12 protein-coding genes are annotated in these 15,778 nt (G+C 66.9%); 8 read left to right on the top strand and 4 right to left on the bottom strand.

The window, feature by feature from the left end; all coding sequences use genetic code 11:
* Positions 1 to 69: 69 nt before the first annotated feature.
* A complete protein-coding gene (locus tag ASG80_RS10325; RefSeq protein ID WP_156401774.1) occupies positions 70 to 2,205 on the bottom strand; it encodes a hypothetical protein in 2,136 nt (711 codons plus the stop codon).
* 189 nt (positions 2,206 to 2,394) lie between these two features.
* Here ASG80_RS10325 and ASG80_RS10330 point away from each other — a divergent pair, with 189 nt between their 5' ends.
* The 8 genes from ASG80_RS10330 to ASG80_RS10365 all read left to right on the top strand — a co-directional run bounded on the left by ASG80_RS10330 (position 2,395) and on the right by ASG80_RS10365 (position 10,372).
* Positions 2,395 to 3,285, top strand: a complete 891-nt coding sequence (locus ASG80_RS10330) for a glycosyltransferase family 2 protein (protein WP_200952543.1) — start codon at positions 2,395 to 2,397, stop codon at positions 3,283 to 3,285.
* A gap of 23 nt (positions 3,286 to 3,308) precedes the next feature.
* Complete coding sequence (locus ASG80_RS23555; protein WP_156401776.1) at positions 3,309 to 3,632, top strand: hypothetical protein; 324 nt, start codon at positions 3,309 to 3,311, stop codon at positions 3,630 to 3,632.
* Positions 3,633 to 3,727: 95 nt separating this feature from the next.
* The gene (locus ASG80_RS10340) at positions 3,728 to 5,173 is read left to right on the top strand and encodes a glycosyltransferase (protein WP_056730252.1); all 1,446 of its coding nucleotides are present in this window, start codon (positions 3,728 to 3,730) and stop codon (positions 5,171 to 5,173) included.
* On the top strand, positions 5,163 to 6,677 hold the full coding sequence (locus ASG80_RS10345; RefSeq protein ID WP_056730254.1) for a glycosyltransferase family 1 protein: 1,515 nt from the start codon (positions 5,163 to 5,165) through the stop codon (positions 6,675 to 6,677). Before ASG80_RS10340 ends, ASG80_RS10345 begins: the two co-directional genes overlap by 11 nt.
* Entirely contained in the window at positions 6,674 to 7,624 is a 951-nt protein-coding gene (locus ASG80_RS10350; protein WP_056730256.1) for an ABC transporter permease, read from the top strand. Before ASG80_RS10345 ends, ASG80_RS10350 begins: the two co-directional genes overlap by 4 nt.
* A gap of 11 nt (positions 7,625 to 7,635) precedes the next feature.
* Positions 7,636 to 8,388 (top strand): ABC transporter ATP-binding protein, encoded by a 753-nt coding sequence (locus ASG80_RS10355; protein WP_082590106.1) that lies wholly within the window; start codon positions 7,636 to 7,638, stop codon positions 8,386 to 8,388.
* Positions 8,389 to 8,550: 162 nt separating this feature from the next.
* Positions 8,551 to 9,351, top strand: a complete 801-nt coding sequence (locus tag ASG80_RS10360; protein ID WP_056730258.1) for an HAD-IIB family hydrolase — start codon at positions 8,551 to 8,553, stop codon at positions 9,349 to 9,351.
* Positions 9,352 to 9,430: 79 nt separating this feature from the next.
* Positions 9,431 to 10,372 (top strand): glycosyltransferase family 2 protein, encoded by a 942-nt coding sequence (locus tag ASG80_RS10365; RefSeq protein ID WP_056730260.1) that lies wholly within the window; start codon positions 9,431 to 9,433, stop codon positions 10,370 to 10,372.
* Here ASG80_RS10365 and ASG80_RS10370 read toward each other — a convergent pair.
* From ASG80_RS10370 to ASG80_RS10380, 3 genes are all read right to left on the bottom strand, one after another.
* Entirely contained in the window at positions 10,360 to 12,432 is a 2,073-nt protein-coding gene (locus ASG80_RS10370) for a glycosyltransferase (RefSeq protein ID WP_082590108.1), read from the bottom strand. The genes ASG80_RS10365 and ASG80_RS10370 overlap by 13 nt on opposite strands.
* Entirely contained in the window at positions 12,429 to 13,343 is a 915-nt protein-coding gene (locus tag ASG80_RS10375; protein WP_235508269.1) for a glycosyltransferase family 1 protein, read from the bottom strand. Before ASG80_RS10375 ends, ASG80_RS10370 begins: the two co-directional genes overlap by 4 nt.
* Positions 13,344 to 13,863: 520 nt before the next feature.
* Complete coding sequence (locus tag ASG80_RS10380; protein WP_082590113.1) at positions 13,864 to 15,576, bottom strand: glycosyltransferase; 1,713 nt, start codon at positions 15,574 to 15,576, stop codon at positions 13,864 to 13,866.
* Between the last annotated feature and the right edge of the window lie 202 nt (positions 15,577 to 15,778).

Consider the following 15,778-nt stretch of genomic DNA (forward strand, 5'->3'; position numbering starts at 1 on the left):
GGATCCTCGTGCCGGACCTCGAGCCCCTCCGGGCGAGCGGCAGCAGGGCGGATCTGCGCCGGTCCCGGGTCAGTAGAGGTTGGCGCCGTCCACCAGGAGCGTCGTGCCCGTCGAGTCGAGGTAGATCTCGAACCGTAGCGTCGTGTGGTCGCCGCGCTGAACCGGGACGGGGATCTGGACCTTCCGCCAGGTCCCGTCCGCCGTGAAGGACGTGGTCGACGGCACGTTGACGGGTCCGAGCGCCCACACGGCCAGTCGCCCGTTCACCGTCCCCTTGGCCGCCCGCACCCAGACCTCCGCGCGGTAGGTGCTCCCGGCCATCGGCCGGATGGCGATGTCCTGGTAGATCGAGGTGCCGGGCGTCGCGGTGTTCGTGGCGCCGAACCACCGTCCGACCGCCGGCGCGATGCCCGAGGACTGCTGCGTGTAGACCGCGGCGTTCATCGTGGGCCCCCGGTTCCATGCGAAGGCGCCGCCCTCGAACGAGCCGGCCCGCACCAGGTTCCGACCCAGCACGGCGTCGTCGAGCCACAGCGTGCTGCCCACCCTGTCCATGTAGATCTCCACCTTGAGCACCCGCGCTCCAGAGGAGCCGAGGTCGATCGTGGTGGTGACCGGCTTCCACGCCGCACCCACCGAGAAGTTGCTGGCAACGGCGAATGTCGAGTTGCCGCCGAGCGCCCACACGGCGACCCGGCCGGTCATCGGGGCCGCGGCATTCTCGGACCTGAGGGCGATCGTGAACGTGTAGACGTCGTTCGTCCGGAACTCGATCGGGAACTCCTGTGCGAACGACCGACCCGCGACCGGAGTGTTCGCCGCCGCGAACCACTCGCCGGCGTAGGCGTTGGGGTCGCGCCACACCTGCTGGTTGATCGCCCCGTACCCCGGACCCCAACCTGCGAACGAGCCCTCGAAGGAGGGGTTGGCCAGGAGGTTGCGCCGATGCGGGGCTGTCCCGAAGGAGACGGACGCGTTGTCGACCCAGAGCGTCCGCTGCACCTGCTGGAGGTACACGTCGATGCGGACCGTGTGGTGGGACGTGGCGTACACGGGCAGCTCGGTCCTCACCTCCTGCCACTGGCCCGTCGCGACGAAGTCCGTCTTCGCGCCCTCGGTCGTCCCCCCGAGTCCCCAGACCGCGAGGGTCCCGCGATACGGTTGCCCGTCGGCGGATCGGACCCAGACCGTCGCCGTGGCCGACTCGCCGACCGAGACGGCGCGCCGGATGTCCTGGGTCAGCGCACGTCCGGCGACCGGCGTGTTCGTCGCGAAGAACCACTCGCCGTCCTGCGCGATCGACGCGTTCCGATACACCTGCGTGTTGATGAAGCCGTTGCTCGCGGACCATCCCGCCACGGACCCGCCCTCGAACGACGCGGAGCGCACCCAGTTGGACGGGTTCCCGAACCAGTCGTTGAAGTAGCGCCAGAAGTTGCGGTTGCCGTACGCGGAGCATCCGTCGCCCGTGCCGTACAGGTTGGCGAGCGCTGCCGCGTTCGGGCGGTACGGGGTGTAGATGTAGAGGTTCGCCGTCGCCTGGTTCTCGATCCAGACCTGCGACGAGCCGCACGCGGCATTCGGATGCCACTGGATCGTGTTCCACCGTCCGGGACGGTAGTTCCACGAGCTGCTCGTCTTCGTGTACCGCTGGAACTGGTGGGCGGCGTTGTACACCTGGTTGAAGAACCCGTAGTACTCCGTGTCGCAGGCGGCGGTGTCGGGGCATCCGTAGCCGGTTGCCGACCGGTACATGGTCGATGTCGGCGACGTCGACGTGACGAGCCCCTGCTCCTTCTGCAGCAGCACGATGAGGACCTGCGGATTGATGCTGCACGCGGCGGACACCTTCGCGATGATCTCCGCGGCGGAGTCGTTGCCGCCACCTGGGTAGGCGCCGCAGTATGCATCGGCGGCATGGTTCGACGTCGGCGCCCGGTAGTCCTTGAGGCACGGCCACCCGTTCGCGCCGACGCACGAGATCACTCGTGCATTGAGGAAGGACTGGATGTCCGCCGCGTTCATGACGCCGCCTGCGAAGAACACCTCGTCGCTGATGATGTTGCCGGCATCGAACTCGGACCCCGAGAGCGCCTCGGCGGAGGGGCCGGGTCCCGCTCCCGGGATCAGCGCGCCGGTCAGCAGGGCGGCCGCGAGCAATGCCAGTCCGCGGACGGTTGCCCGAGTGCGTCGACGACGTGCCACGAATGCGCCCTCCCCACTGGTCGACCGGGTCGGATCGGCTGCCCGGTCCGACCCGGTCGGCTGCGACCCGTCCGTCTCCTGCATGCTATGGCGGGTCCCATCGGATGCCACGGCGCCGCACCGGCGGCGATCGATACGTCATAGGATGGCCCCCATGGTCAAACGAGGGTCGGGAGCGTCGATCACGTCGTGCTGAGCGATGAACCCAACGAAACCCCCAGGCTCGCAGTGGTCACCGTCAGCTACGGTTCCGAGGGCGTCCTGCCCGTATTCCTCGACTCCATCGTCCGCGCCACGGACGCGTCGGTCGACGTCGGCGTCGTGGACAACAAGCCGTCCGAGGGGTCCACGGTGGCGGCGATGTGCGCCCAGCGGGGCATCCGCTATCTCCCGCTTCCGGCGAACCCGGGATACGGGGGCGCGGTCAATGCCGGGGTGCGGGCCCTCGGGCCGGACATCGAGTGGATCCTCATCAGCAACCCCGACGTGGTCCTCGAGCCGCAGGCGATCGACCGGTTGCGCGCCGTGGGCGAAGCCGACAAGCGCATTGCCGCGGTCGGTCCTGCGATCATCAACGCGGACGGCACGGTGTACCCGTCCGCGCGCGCCGTCCCGTCCGTCGGCCACGGCATCGGGCACGCCCTCTTCGCCAACATCTGGCCCGGCAACCCGTGGACGCGGACCTACCACCGCTCGGGAACCGGTTCGAGCGCCGGCCCCACCGGCTGGCTCTCCGGTGCCTGCCTCCTCGTGCGCAGACGCGCGTTCGACGAGATCGGCGGCTTCGACGAGTCCTTCTTCATGTACTTCGAAGACGTGGACCTCGGGTTCCGCCTCGGACGTTCGGGGTTCCTGAACGTCTATGCCCCGGAGGCGCGCGTGCATCACGCGGGGGCCCATTCCACCGCGGTCGACCCCGTCCCCATGCTGGACGCGCACCACCGGAGCGCCCGCCGGTTCCTCGCGAAGCGATACCCGGGCCTGCGGTACCTCCCGCTCCGCGTCGCCATCGGCGCCGGCCTCCGATTCCGAGCCGTGGTGGCCGCGGCCGGGAGTCGATCGGCACGGCAGGGAGCGTGAAGTCGGCCGCTTATACTGAGGCAATGCCCGAAACGAACCCACCTTCTCGAGCCCTGGCAGGAGACGTGGACACCGAGCACCGCATCCGGGAGCTCGAAGCGGAGATCGCACGACTCCAGGCGGAGATCGACCGTCGTTCCGACGACGAGCTCCGCACCTGGATCAAGGCGGTCCGCGACGAGGGACGCATGGTCCGCGAGATGCGGAAGACCCTGTCATGGCGAGTTACCCGACCCCTTCGACTCGCACGGTTCCTGCAGATCAAGGTGGCCGAGATCGGGGTCGCGAAGACCTCGCAGCTCGCGGTCGCGGATCTGCGTCGTCGATACCTCGGGCGGCGTCGCTGAACGTCGACGCCGCGACGGAGGAGGAGACCACCGCCTCCGCGATCGGCACCATCGAGAACGCCCTGGAACAGCGCCTCCTCGCGCTCGCGCCGCACATGGCACCCGACGTCGACGCCGAGCGGTGGCTCGTGCAGCATGGAACCGCCGCGCTCCTCGACGCGGTGACCCGATCCGTCCGCGCCAGCGGCGACGAACGGTTCGTGTGGATGCTCATCGTCGCCCTCACCGCCACATTCCCGAACGCCGCGCGGGTGCATATGGTGCGCCGCGCGCTCACGCTCGCGGAGCCTGCGATGGCCACCGCGACGCTCCTGGAGTGCTGCTTCGACGACGCCGCCCGCTTCGAGACGCTCGATCTCGAGATCGAAGTCGTCGCCCGCGGCGTCGTCGTGGACGTCGACTTCTGCGCCAACCACGTGCACAACACCGGCATCCAGCGCGTCGTGCGGCAGACGATTTCGCGCTGGGTGCAGTCCAAGGACCTGCAACTGGTGGCGTGGACCGCCGGCGGTGGCGCCATGCGGACCATGTCCGCCCTCGAGCGCGACCGGGTCATCGCCTGGAACAGCTACGTGGAGCCCGAGCGCGACCGACGTCCGGTCGATCCGCCCAGGTACCGGATCATCGTGCCGATCGACAGTGCGGTCATCCTCCCGGAGGTGCCGCAGACGGCACTGGTGGACCCGCTGGCCTGCCTCGCGGAACTGTCGGGGAACCGCGTGGGCCTCGTCGGCTACGACGCGATCCCGGTCGTGAGCGCCGATATGCTGCCCTCTCTCGAGACCGAGCGGTACGTGCGCTACCTCACGGTCGCGAAGTACGCGAAGCGCATCGCCGGCATCAGCGGTGCCGCCACCGCGGAGTTCCGAGGCTTCGGCGAGACGTTGGCCACGCAGGGGCTCGCGATGCCGGAGACGGTGTCCATCACGCTGCCGGTCGACTCGCCAGACCACGACGTCGTGCACGCGGAGACGTCGAGCGAAGCCGTCATCCTCTGCGTCGGCAGCCAGGAGCCCCGCAAGAACCAGCTCTCCGTGCTGCATGCGGCCGAGGTGCTGTGGCGTGAGGGGCTCCCCTTCTCGCTCACCTTCATCGGCGGGGGAAGCCTGCTCTACACCCGGGACTTCGACCGCCGCGTCCGTCGGCTCCGGCGGGCCGGCCGTTCGATCACCGTGCTGCGCGGCGTGAACGACGCGGTGCTCCTCGATGCGTACAGCCACGCTCGGTTCTCGGTCTTCCCGTCGCTCCACGAGGGGTACGGGCTCCCAGTGGCTGAGTCGCTCAGTTACGACACGCCCGTCATCACGAGCGCCTACGGCAGTACCGCCGAGATCGGCGCCGGTGGAGGGTGCGTGCTGGTCGACCCGCGCGACGACGACCAGATCATCGATGCGATGCGCACGCTCCTGACCGACGACGCCCGCCTCGAGCAGCTGCGCGCCGAGATCGCCGACCGCACGGACGAGGACTGGGACGACTACGCGCGCAATCTCTGGAACGGCCTCGTCCTGCCGCTGACGGAGGTGCGGGATGCCGCGTGACATCATGGGGCAGCGCCTCCGAGCGCTGCTGCGAACCCTCGACCCCGCCCAGCCGACCACCGGCCCCACGTCGACGCTCATCCGACGGGTCGCGGTCAGCCTCGGCGAGCCGAGGGACGACCGCGCCTGGCTGACCCTTGCGGTGCTGACGGCACGCCTGCCGCAGCGGCAGTCCGTCATCGACCTGCGGCGCGAGATGGTGCTCGACGGGGCGGACGCCGCCCTGCGGAACGTGGTCGCCTCCGCGCGGCGTCGCATCGCGGTCCGCGGGTGGGCAGCGCCCACCGTCCGTGTTGCCCAGGGGGTCGTGATGGCGGATGTCCACCACACGGCGCGCACGGGTCTGGCGACGGGCATCCAGCGCGTGGTGCGGATGACCCTGCAGCAGTGGACACGCGACCACGACGTGCTCCTCGTCGGTTGGACGTCGGGCCTGGACGCCCTCAGGGTGCTGACCGACCGCGAGCGACGCAACGCGATCCACGGCGGCGACAAGGACGCCTCCTCCGCCGCCAGGTCGGGCGCCGAGGTCGTCGTGCCCTGGAAGTCAACCTACCTGCTGCCCGAGCTGGCGACCGAGGAGGACCGGACGTCGCGGATCCTCGCGCTCGCCGAGTTCTCGGACAACGCGACCGCCGCCATCGGGTTCGACTGCGTCCCCCTGACGTCCGCGGAGACCGTCGGCATCGGCATGGGCGGCGCCTTCGGCAAGACCCTCGCGGCGGTCGCGCGATTCGATCGCGTGGCGACCATCTCGGAGGCCGCCGCCAACGAGTACCGGGGGTGGGCGAACATGCTCACCGGTGCGAACCTCCGGGGCCCTCGCGTCGAGGCGGTCCTGCTGCCGTCCGACGTGGGGCACGTCGACGAGACGGGGATGGAACGCGCTCGCGAGGTCCTCCTGACCGACAACCTGCCCCTGCTCTTCTGCGTCGGCAGCCACGAACCGCGCAAGAACCACCTCGCGGTCGTCTCGGCGGCCGAGACGCTGTGGCGTCAGGGCCGGGAGTTCTCACTTGCCTTCGTGGGCGGCAACTCGTGGGGAAGCGAGGCGTTCGAGGCGGAGGTGACGCAGCTCGTGCAGCGCGGCCGCCCGATCAAGACGGTCTCCGCCATCTCCGACGACATCCTCTGGGGCGGCTATCGGCTGGCACGGGCGACGGTGTTCCCGTCGTTCAACGAGGGCTTCGGACTGCCCGTGGCGGAGTCGCTCGCGGTCGGGACGCCGGTGGTGACGTCGGGGTTCGGGAGCATGAAGGAGATCGCCGCTGGCGGCGGTGCGATCCTGGTCGATCCTCGGCATGACGAGGACGTCGCGCGGGGCCTCGACGCGGTGCTCTTCGACGAGGAGACCCAGCGGCGCCTCCGCGTCGAAGCCGCCGCGCGTCCGAAGCGGGGATGGCAGGAGTACGCCGCGGAGCTGTGGCGGTCGATGGTCGTCGGCGACGCAGTCGCTTCCGGCGTAAACTCGACCAGCCCCTCACCCCAATATGGAGAGCGATGAGCAACGAAGCACAGCGCCGGGCGGACCGGCTTCGAGAGCTGCCGTTCGAGCGCGCCACCGCGTCGTTCAACGGCAGCTTCGGGAGCTTCGTCCGCTCCATCCGCGAGATCGCCGGCCAGCGCGAGCTCCTCGGGCTCCTCGTCCGACGCGAGCTGAAGGCCCGGTACAAGGACAGCAGTCTCGGCTTCCTCTGGAGCCTCATCCGCCCGCTGACGATGCTGGTCATCTACTACGTGGCGATCGGGCAGTTCCTGGGCGCAGCGCGCGGCGTGCCCGACTTCGCGATCTTCGTCTTCGCCGGCCTCACCATCTGGGGCCTCTACAGCGAGATCGTCACGGGTGGGACGACGTCGATCATCGGCAACGCCGGGCTCATCAAGAAGGTCAGCCTGCCCCGGGAGATCTTCCCGCTCGCCGCGACGGGCTCCGCCCTCTTCAACTTCATCGTGCAGTTCATCGTGCTGATCGTCGCGACGATCGTGCTCGGCCAGGCGCCCCTGAGCTGGAACCTGCTCTACGTGCCCGCCTCGATCGCGATCGTGCTCATCTGGGGCGTAGCCCTCGGGCTGCTCCTCTCGGCCGTCAACGTCTACCTGCGCGACGTGCAGTATCTCGTCGAGGTGGCGATGCTCATCCTGTTCTGGGCGTCGCCCATCGTCTACGCGTGGTCGTTCGTGGTCGACGCCGCCGCCCGGTCGGGGATCACGTGGCTGACGGACCTGTACCTCGCGAATCCGGTGACGATCGCGGTCCTCGGCTTCCAGAAGGGGATGTGGGTGGCCGGCTCCTCCGAGAGCGTCATCGACGGCCAGACGATCCCGCCGCAGCCGTGGCCCGCCGACCTCGACCTTCGGATCGCCGTCATGCTGGGCATCGGGATCGTCTTCGCCATCATCTGCCAGCGCGTCTTCCAGAAGTTGCAGGGCAACTTCGCCCAGGAGATCTAGTGAATACAGCCATGCGCCCGGACATCCAGAATCCCCCGGTCGTGATCCGGACCTCGGATGTCTCGAAGCGGTTCATCCTGCGCAAGGACAAGGCGCTGAAGGAGCGCATCGTGAACTTCGGACGCTCGCAGAAGCACCGAAGCGACTTCTGGGCGCTCCGCGACGTCGCATTCGAGATCACCGCAGGGACCAGCGTCGGCCTCGTCGGCGCGAACGGATCGGGCAAGAGCACGATGCTGAAGATCATCGGCGGCATCATCCAGACCGACACCGGGTTCGTCGAACGCCGCGGGCGCGTGGCGGCCCTGCTCGAGCTGGGCGCGGGGTTCCACCCCGACCTGACGGGTCGGGAGAACGTCTACCTGAACGGCTCGATCCTCGGCTTGAGCCAGAAGCAGACGGCGGAGTACTTCGACTCGATCGTCGAGTTCTCGGAGATCGGCGAGTTCATCGACACCCAGGTGAAGTTCTACTCGTCGGGCATGTACGTGCGACTCGCGTTCGCGATCGCAGTGCACGTGGATCCCGACATCCTGCTCGTGGACGAGGTGCTCGCCGTGGGGGACGAGCCGTTCCAGGCGAAGTGCATGAACAAGATCCGGGAGTTCCAGCGGGACGGCCGGACGATCGTGTTCGTGTCGCACAGCGCCCCGCAGATCGAGGACCTGTGCGACCGGGTGGTCGTGCTCTCGCACGGCAGGATCGTGTACGACGGGGAGACCGAAGGCGGCATCGCCGCGCTCCGACGAACCTTCAAGGGGTGAGCAGGCCCGAGGTGTCCGGCGATTCAGGGGATTGCCCCCGCGTCACGTAGGATGCTTCTTCGGAGTGCCCTCGGCCGCGCGATCCTCATGGAGTCCGGGCCACGGGCTTCGTGCACCGCTGCCGAGCACCGCTCGGACTGAACAACTGAAAGCGATCAACTCTTGACCAGCCTCCCACGCCTCGTAGCCTTCGACCTGGATGACACCCTCGCGCCTTCGAAGTCGCCGTTGGATCCTCGCATGTCAGCCCTCCTGATTCGACTCCTTGATGCGACGGCGGTCTGCGTCATCTCGGGAGGCCAGTTCGCCCAGTTCCGCGGGCAGGTCATCGAGCGACTCGGAGATGCATCACCGAGGCAGCTCGAGCGCCTCCACCTCATGCCGACCTGCGGGACCCAGTACTACCGGTATTCCGAGGATTCGTGGACGCAGGTCTATGCGCAGAACCTCACAGACGCGGAGCGCGCTGAAGCGCTCGCCGTCGCGGAGCGGGAGGCGAAGGCACTCGGATACTGGGAGGCCGACACATGGGGCCCCATTCTCGAAGACCGGGCATCGCAGATCACCTTCTCTGCGCTCGGCCAGTCGGCACCCGTCGAAGCGAAGATGGCCTGGGATCCGAGCGGCGAGAAGAAGAATCGGCTGCGAGACGCGATCCAGGTACATCTGCCGGAGCTCGAGGTGCGATCGGGCGGCTCGACGTCCGTCGATATCACGAGACGGGGCATCGACAAGGCGTATGGCATGAAGGCGCTCGCAGACGTCACGGGCGTATCGCTCGACGAGATGCTCTTCATCGGTGATCGCCTCGACGAGAACGGCAACGACTATCCCGTGAAGACGCTCGGTGTGGAGTGCGTCGCTGTCGAGGGATGGGAACACACTGCCGACGTTCTCATCGAGCTGCTCGGAGGCGACGGAAGCGACGGAACCACGGGCGACCAGCGACTTCTCGTCGTGTGAGACACGGCAGCTCGATGTCGGCCCGGGTTCCCGCCAGCTCCTTGCATCCCATCACCTCCGTGCCGCCCCGGAGGACACCATGAAGCTGTTCGTCCAGGTCCCATGCCTCAACGAGGAGACCACCCTGCCGGCCGTGATCGGCACCATTCCGACGACGATTCCCGGGATCGATGAGATCGAGATCCTGATCATCGACGACGGGTCGACTGATCGGACCGTCGACGTCGCTCGCGAGCTCGGGGTCCGGCATTTCGTGCGGCATACGCGCAACATGGGTCTGGCGCGATCATTCGCCGATGGGATCGACTACGCGTTGATGCACGGCGCAGACATCGTGGTCAACACCGACGGCGACAATCAATACCCGCAGGATCGCATCGGCGACCTCGTCCAACCTATCCTCCGCGGCGAAGCGGACATCGTGGTCGCGGACCGCCAGACGCAGGCAGTTGCGCATTTCTCCAGATTCAAGAAGCTCATGCAGCGCTTCGGGAGCTGGATCGTCAACAAGGCCGCCGGCACCGACCTTCCGGATGCCGCGAGCGGATTCCGGGCGTACTCGAAGCGATCGCTCATCAAGCTGAACGTCATCACCCGATTCAGCTATTGCATGGAGACGATCATCCAGGCGGGCTACAAGCGATTGGCAATCACCAGCATCCCGGTCGAGACTAATCCGAAGACGCGCGAGTCACGCCTCTTCAAGAACATCTGGCAGCACATGGTGATGTCTGGCAGCGCCATCGTACGTGCATACCTCATGTACCGCCCGTACGTGATCTTCGCGGGGCTGGGCACGCTCTTCCTGGTGGGCGGATTGATTCCGTTCACGCGATACCTGATTCTGGTGACGACCGGCGTGACCGGGGATCACGTGCAATCGCTGCTGCTCGGTGTCCTGCTGCTGACCGGGGCGCTTCTGTCGTATGCGATCGGGGTCGTCGCGGACCTCACGCGGATCAATCGTGCGTTGACCGAGGACCAGCTCGAACTCGTGAAGTTGCAGCGTTACGAACGTTGACGAGGCCTGTCGCCACTGCGAGCATCGTCGGCGGCCGCGCGCAGGTTCTCGAGAAGCTGGGATGCCATCGCCTCAACCGAGTACTGCTCGCGAGCGGCCCGCTGGTAGGCGCTCGCTCGCCTCAGCCGATCCGGGTCGGCTGCGCACTTCTCGATCTGTTCGACCCACGCAGCCGCGTCACCGCTCGGTACCAAGATCCCCGTGACGCCATCCCGCACGGCGTCCGCGAGGCCCTCGCGGTTCGCGGCGAGGGTGAGGAGCCCCGCCTGACTTGACTCGGTGACGACCAGACCGAACCCTTCGACGTCCCCATCGACCGCGATATTCGGCTGGACGTAGAGGTCCACCCCATGCAGCAGCTCTCGCCGTTGCTCTTCGCTCAGCCGACCGAGCAGACGCACGCGGTCCGCCACTCCGGACGAGCGGATGGAGTCCTCGATCTGCGTTCGCTCCGGGCCATCCCCGCCGATGAGGTAGACGTAACGATCCGCCAGGACGGGGAGGACTTCCTCGACCAGCCATCGAACGCCCTTGCGTTTCACGAGCCGTCCCGTTGTGAGCAGCGCGATATCACCTGGCTCGATCCCGTAGCGTGCCTCGATGCGCCGGCGCGCCTCCTGCCGCGAATACGGCAGATCGTCCTCCGGCGTCAAGCCGAGGACGACGACGTGTACGCGTTCGGGCGCGATCCCGAGAGCGAGAACCTCAGCACGCGTGGCTGCGCTGATGGCGATGATGCGTGGCGCACGTCGCAAGGCCGGGTGCACGATCATGCGGTACAACGGGTGGGTGTAGGTGACGTCGAGCCCCATCACCATCGGGACAGCCGTGATATTGAAAGCACGAGGTATCCAGCCGAGTATCGACCATGTCAAGGCGTCACCGAAGAGGATGACCTTCTCGTCACGGTGCAGACAGCGAATCAACAGCCTGATCGACGCTACCGGAAACCACCAGACGAGGTGGAGGTTGCTCTTGCCGAGCGCGATGAGATGGGTGCGCCCGTCGGCTCGCTGAAGGGCACGATACGTATTGCTTGCGAGCGTTTCCATCCCGCCGACCGATGGAGGGTATTTCCGCGTGACGAACACGGGTGACGCCCCGGGTTCGGGTGCTGGACGTCGGAGTGGCCGGCCGCCGATCGTGTACACGAGTACCGCGACGTCACCGAGCGTCATCATGATTCGATCGACGACCACGACGGCGAGCACCGACGCGGCGGGCATGAAGGTCCCCAGTGTGAGCCCGAGGACGACTTCGCGGACGCCTGCTCCCGCGGGTGCGATGATCGCCAGGAATCCGCATACCCACGCGATCGCGTAGCTCGCAACGGAGATGAGGAACTCGAAGGCGGAGATGTCTTGTATCGCCAGGACGAGAAACGCGAGGCCGAAGCCGAGGAGACCCCAGCTGATCGTCGACCACACGATCGCCCACGCGAACGGACCGGTCCTCAGCGGAGGAATGGGCTCGTGACGGAGCAGCCGAAAGGCAATGGCGATGAGTCGATTCAGAACGGGGGGAGCCAGGACGATCACGCCGCACGTGAGCAGGAGCAAAGGTGCCCACCAATAGCGTTCGCGCACCGACGGCACGAGGAAGAGCGCTCCCGTCGAGTAGACGGCGCCAACTGTCACCCCGACGAGCAGCGCGATCGTCATCGAGGCCACGCTGATTCGTGGAGGCAGGCCCACGGCCTTGCCTCGCTGCGCGCTCACCACGATCGGCCAGATTCCTCCCGGAACGTACTTCGACAGCTGAGAGACGAAGAAGACGCGCGATGCGTCGCGGTACCCGAGGCGAACGCCGAGGGCACGGACCACCCCGCGCCACGACAACATGTTGACCGACAGTCCGGCGAAGATGCAGACGGCCGCAGCGAGCACGAACCACGGATTCATCTGCTGCATCGCAGCCAGGAACGCCGCCCAGTTACTGACGACGGTCCACGTGAGGAGCGTTATCGTCAGAACGCCGACGATGATCTGGAGCCAGGCGCGGACTCTCGCACCTCGCCCGCTCCGCGCTGTCGGGTGCTCCCCAGTTGAGTCGCTCGTCATGCTCCTCTTACCAAGTAGTCATACACCTCAGCGGCGTACTCGTCCCACGTCTTGGTGCGCGCGGTGCGCGCTGCACGACGCAACTCGGCGAGCAGGGCACCGTCGGTGAGCAGGGACCGCATTGCGGCTCTGATCTGATCGTCGTCTCGCGGATCGACGAGGAGGCAACCGCCGGAATCGTCGGCGATCTCCTTCATGCTGCCGTAGTTGGACGTGATCACGGGCGTGCCATGTGCGAGCGACTCCGCAATGGGAAGACCGAATCCCTCATTGAGGGACGGGAACATGGTGAACGCAGCCCGTTCATACGCCTTGGACAGCTCCGCGTCTCCGACCGCAGACAGCACGGTGATCGGTCGTTCGAGACGCTTCAAGTCCTCGACCGTCTGCTCGAACTCCCCACTCGCCCATGAACTTCCGCCGATGAAGCACAATTCGAACTCGAGGCCGGAATCCCACAGCCCTCGAGCCGCGTCCAACACGGCGAGGTGGTTCTTTCGAGGTTCGTGGCTTCCGACCACCAGCACTGAGGCGCGCTCGGTGGAATCCTCGAGGATCTCCGGCGCCGTCACTGATGCCGTTTGGCCGATCATTTCGGCGGCGAGCGGTATCGCGACGATCTCGGGGCCGATGCGGCCCGAGCCACTGAGCATCTGACGCCAGCCCTCGTACTCGATCGCCGCTGCGCGCGAGATCGCCGCAACTCGCTCCGCATGGGCGAGCGTATCCAGATACCTCGGAAAGTTGGCGATTATGCCCGCGTGCGAGGTCTCGCTCGACGTCACCGGGACGAGATCATAGCCGATCGCAGCGACGGCGATCCCGGAGTGTTCGGCGATGGAGCGGTGCAGCAGGACCCGCCACGGCTCCGCGGCCAACTCCGGGATGACGAACCGCCCACCGAGAGGCACGACGATCGTGTGCGGCTCGGTATCCGCGATCGACGCATCGACGTGTCGTCCACGCAGCTGGTCGAGCTCTACCGCCGTGAGCAGGCGAAGTGAACGGTGATCGTGTGTCCAAGCGACTGGCAGAACCTCCGCGTGGCTCGTCCATCTCCCCACCGTCTCACGAACGACTCGCTGGATTCCCGTCGTTCGGTTCGTCTGCGAGGTGTCGTGAACGTCGATCATCACCGCCCCGCGAATGAAGAGCACATCCCCCGTCGGGCCGAACATCGTCGCCGCTCGATCGTATTCGATACGGTCCAGGCTGACGGCGGCACCATTCAGACGCACCTCACGAACGAGTCCCACGACCTCGGCGGCCGTGGGGACCTGAGCGGTCAGTGCCGCCAACACCTCCCACGATCGGGCAGTGTCGACGTGGGAATCAAGAGCCCGAGCGACCTTGTCGATCGGCGTCGACGTGTCACTTGAGTCGAGCCCCCAATAGTCCAGGAGTTGTCGTAGGCCGTGCGCGTGCCATCCGTCATTCCGCAACTGAAGCCTCCGAGCTGATGGCGAGGCGCCAGAGGTCGCGTGCGAAGTCGTCCCACGTCGTGTCGATGCGTGTGGCGATCTCCTTCCGAAGCCCGACGATGAGCTCGTCATCCGTGATCATCGCGCGCATTGCATCACGAATGGCGTCGTCATCGCGGGGATTGACGAGCACGCAGCCTCCGGCCGCGGCGATCTCGGCAGTGCTTCCATACTCGGTCGTGAGGACCGGGGTACCGGCCGCGAGCGATTCGGCGACGGGAAGCCCGAACCCTTCGTGGAGCGAAAGGAACACGCTGCAGCGAGCGGAGGCGTAGGCCGCTGCGAGTGCCTCGTCGGAAACGCTGTTGCGAATGTCGATTCGCCGTCCGATGCGGCGAAGGGCGACCACCGCATCGTGGACGTCCGTGTAGTCGTCAGGGCCACGACCGCCCACGAGCATGAGCGAGAATTCGAGACCCTCACGCCAGAGCCGTTCGGCGGCATATACGATCGCGAAATGGTTCTTACGGGGCTCGTGACTGCCGACGGCGAGGACGAGCCGCTCCGACGAGGTCGGATCCCATTGCACCGCCGGTTCTGAGGACTGCGCTTCTTCGCTCGGGATCGCCTGCACCGGAAGGAGGAGGTGCTCGATCGACGGGCCGCGCAGCCCCTGTGCCGCAAGCGCCCGCTTAAAGCCTGCGAACTCCTGCTCCGCGGACGCGGAGATGGCGACGACCTTGTCGACGTGACGGAGCACATTCAAGTACGCGGCGTGATTGATCGAGTCGGCCGCCGAGACGAGCGACGCCGATGAGATCGGGATCGTGTCGTAACCCACAGCGACCGTCCGGTTGCCGGATCGATGCGCCAACGCCGAGATGACCGACGACTGGATCGAATTGGGTACCTCGAGGAGCACGACCGTCGTGTTCCAGGGGACGACGACCTCGGCATGCGGATCCGCCCACGTTTCGGACCGCTCGTCATACATCTGTGATCGCCAGGAGTGGACACGTGCGCCCTCATCGGCATCGAGGTCACGGAAGGCGCTGTCGCCGTGCATGGCCACGAAGGTGACTCCCTCGGCATTCCAACGCCGAGCCACCTCGCGAGTGACCCGTTGAACGCCGGAGTTGAAACCATGACGTGCGACGAAGTCCACCACAACGATCGGCTTCTCCGTTTCCACGCGCAGCGCGCGGAGTTGCGAGTGCCACTCGATCGCCGTTCTACCGCAGAGGTCGAGCACCCCGTCCATGAAGCCGGGCTGACCCTGCCGGCGCAACAGCCGAGTGAATGATGCGAGACGCGGCGGGTCGGGCATCGCACCCGCGGCTCCGATGAACAGCAACCACGCGAGCCGGTCGTCGTCGCCATCGCTTGCGGCGGCGCACAAGTCGTTGAAAAGCTGCTCAGTGGTTGCTGCGACCCCAGCCGCCCGGCCGAGGATGTGAGGCGCGACCACTCGGAGTCGTGAGTCGAGGCTGGCTGCAGCCGACCCAGGCGGGTGAATCGTGCCGTGGCTTCCATTGCCGAGCAGGCGTGCCCGGCGCGCGAAGCTGGCTGCATGGCGTATCGGGGCGGCAACGCGCCAACTCACTGATTCGCGGAGGTTCTCGAGATCCGAGATCGCACCTTCGCGCGTGGTGAAGAAGGACTCCCACCTCGTGATATCCAGCGTGTCGGGCGCGAGTCGCGGTTCCCGCCAGATGGATCTCATGTAGTGTCGTCTCTTTCAGTTTGTGGCGGGTGGGCGCGCGATACGCAGAACTACAGACTACCGTCGACCAACGCTCGGCCGTTCAGCCCCTGGCCGCCGCCGGTCGCCGACAGCCGAATCACGGCGCGGGTCGGCATCAGGCTATGATCGGCCGGTGCAATCGCCTCCTCCTGCCCCCGCGCTCGAGCCCTCCGCTGCCAGG

The sequence above is a fragment of the Agromyces sp. Soil535 genome (genome assembly GCF_001428255.1).
Taxonomy (GTDB): domain Bacteria; phylum Actinomycetota; class Actinomycetes; order Actinomycetales; family Microbacteriaceae; genus Agromyces.

Coding starts and splice junctions, on each gene's coding strand:
- ASG80_RS23555 (WP_156401776.1), top strand. CDS start 3,309: ATGCCCGAAACGAACCCACCTTCTCGAGCCCTGGCAGGAGACGTGGAC.
- ASG80_RS10340 (WP_056730252.1), top strand. CDS start 3,728: ATGGCACCCGACGTCGACGCCGAGCGGTGGCTCGTGCAGCATGGAACC.
- ASG80_RS10345 (WP_056730254.1), top strand. CDS start 5,163: ATGCCGCGTGACATCATGGGGCAGCGCCTCCGAGCGCTGCTGCGAACC.
- ASG80_RS10350 (WP_056730256.1), top strand. CDS start 6,674: ATGAGCAACGAAGCACAGCGCCGGGCGGACCGGCTTCGAGAGCTGCCG.
- ASG80_RS10355 (WP_082590106.1), top strand. CDS start 7,636: ATGCGCCCGGACATCCAGAATCCCCCGGTCGTGATCCGGACCTCGGAT.
- ASG80_RS10365 (WP_056730260.1), top strand. CDS start 9,431: ATGAAGCTGTTCGTCCAGGTCCCATGCCTCAACGAGGAGACCACCCTG.
- ASG80_RS10370 (WP_082590108.1), bottom strand. CDS start 12,432: ATGACGAGCGACTCAACTGGGGAGCACCCGACAGCGCGGAGCGGGCGA.
- ASG80_RS10380 (WP_082590113.1), bottom strand. CDS start 15,576: ATGAGATCCATCTGGCGGGAACCGCGACTCGCGCCCGACACGCTGGAT.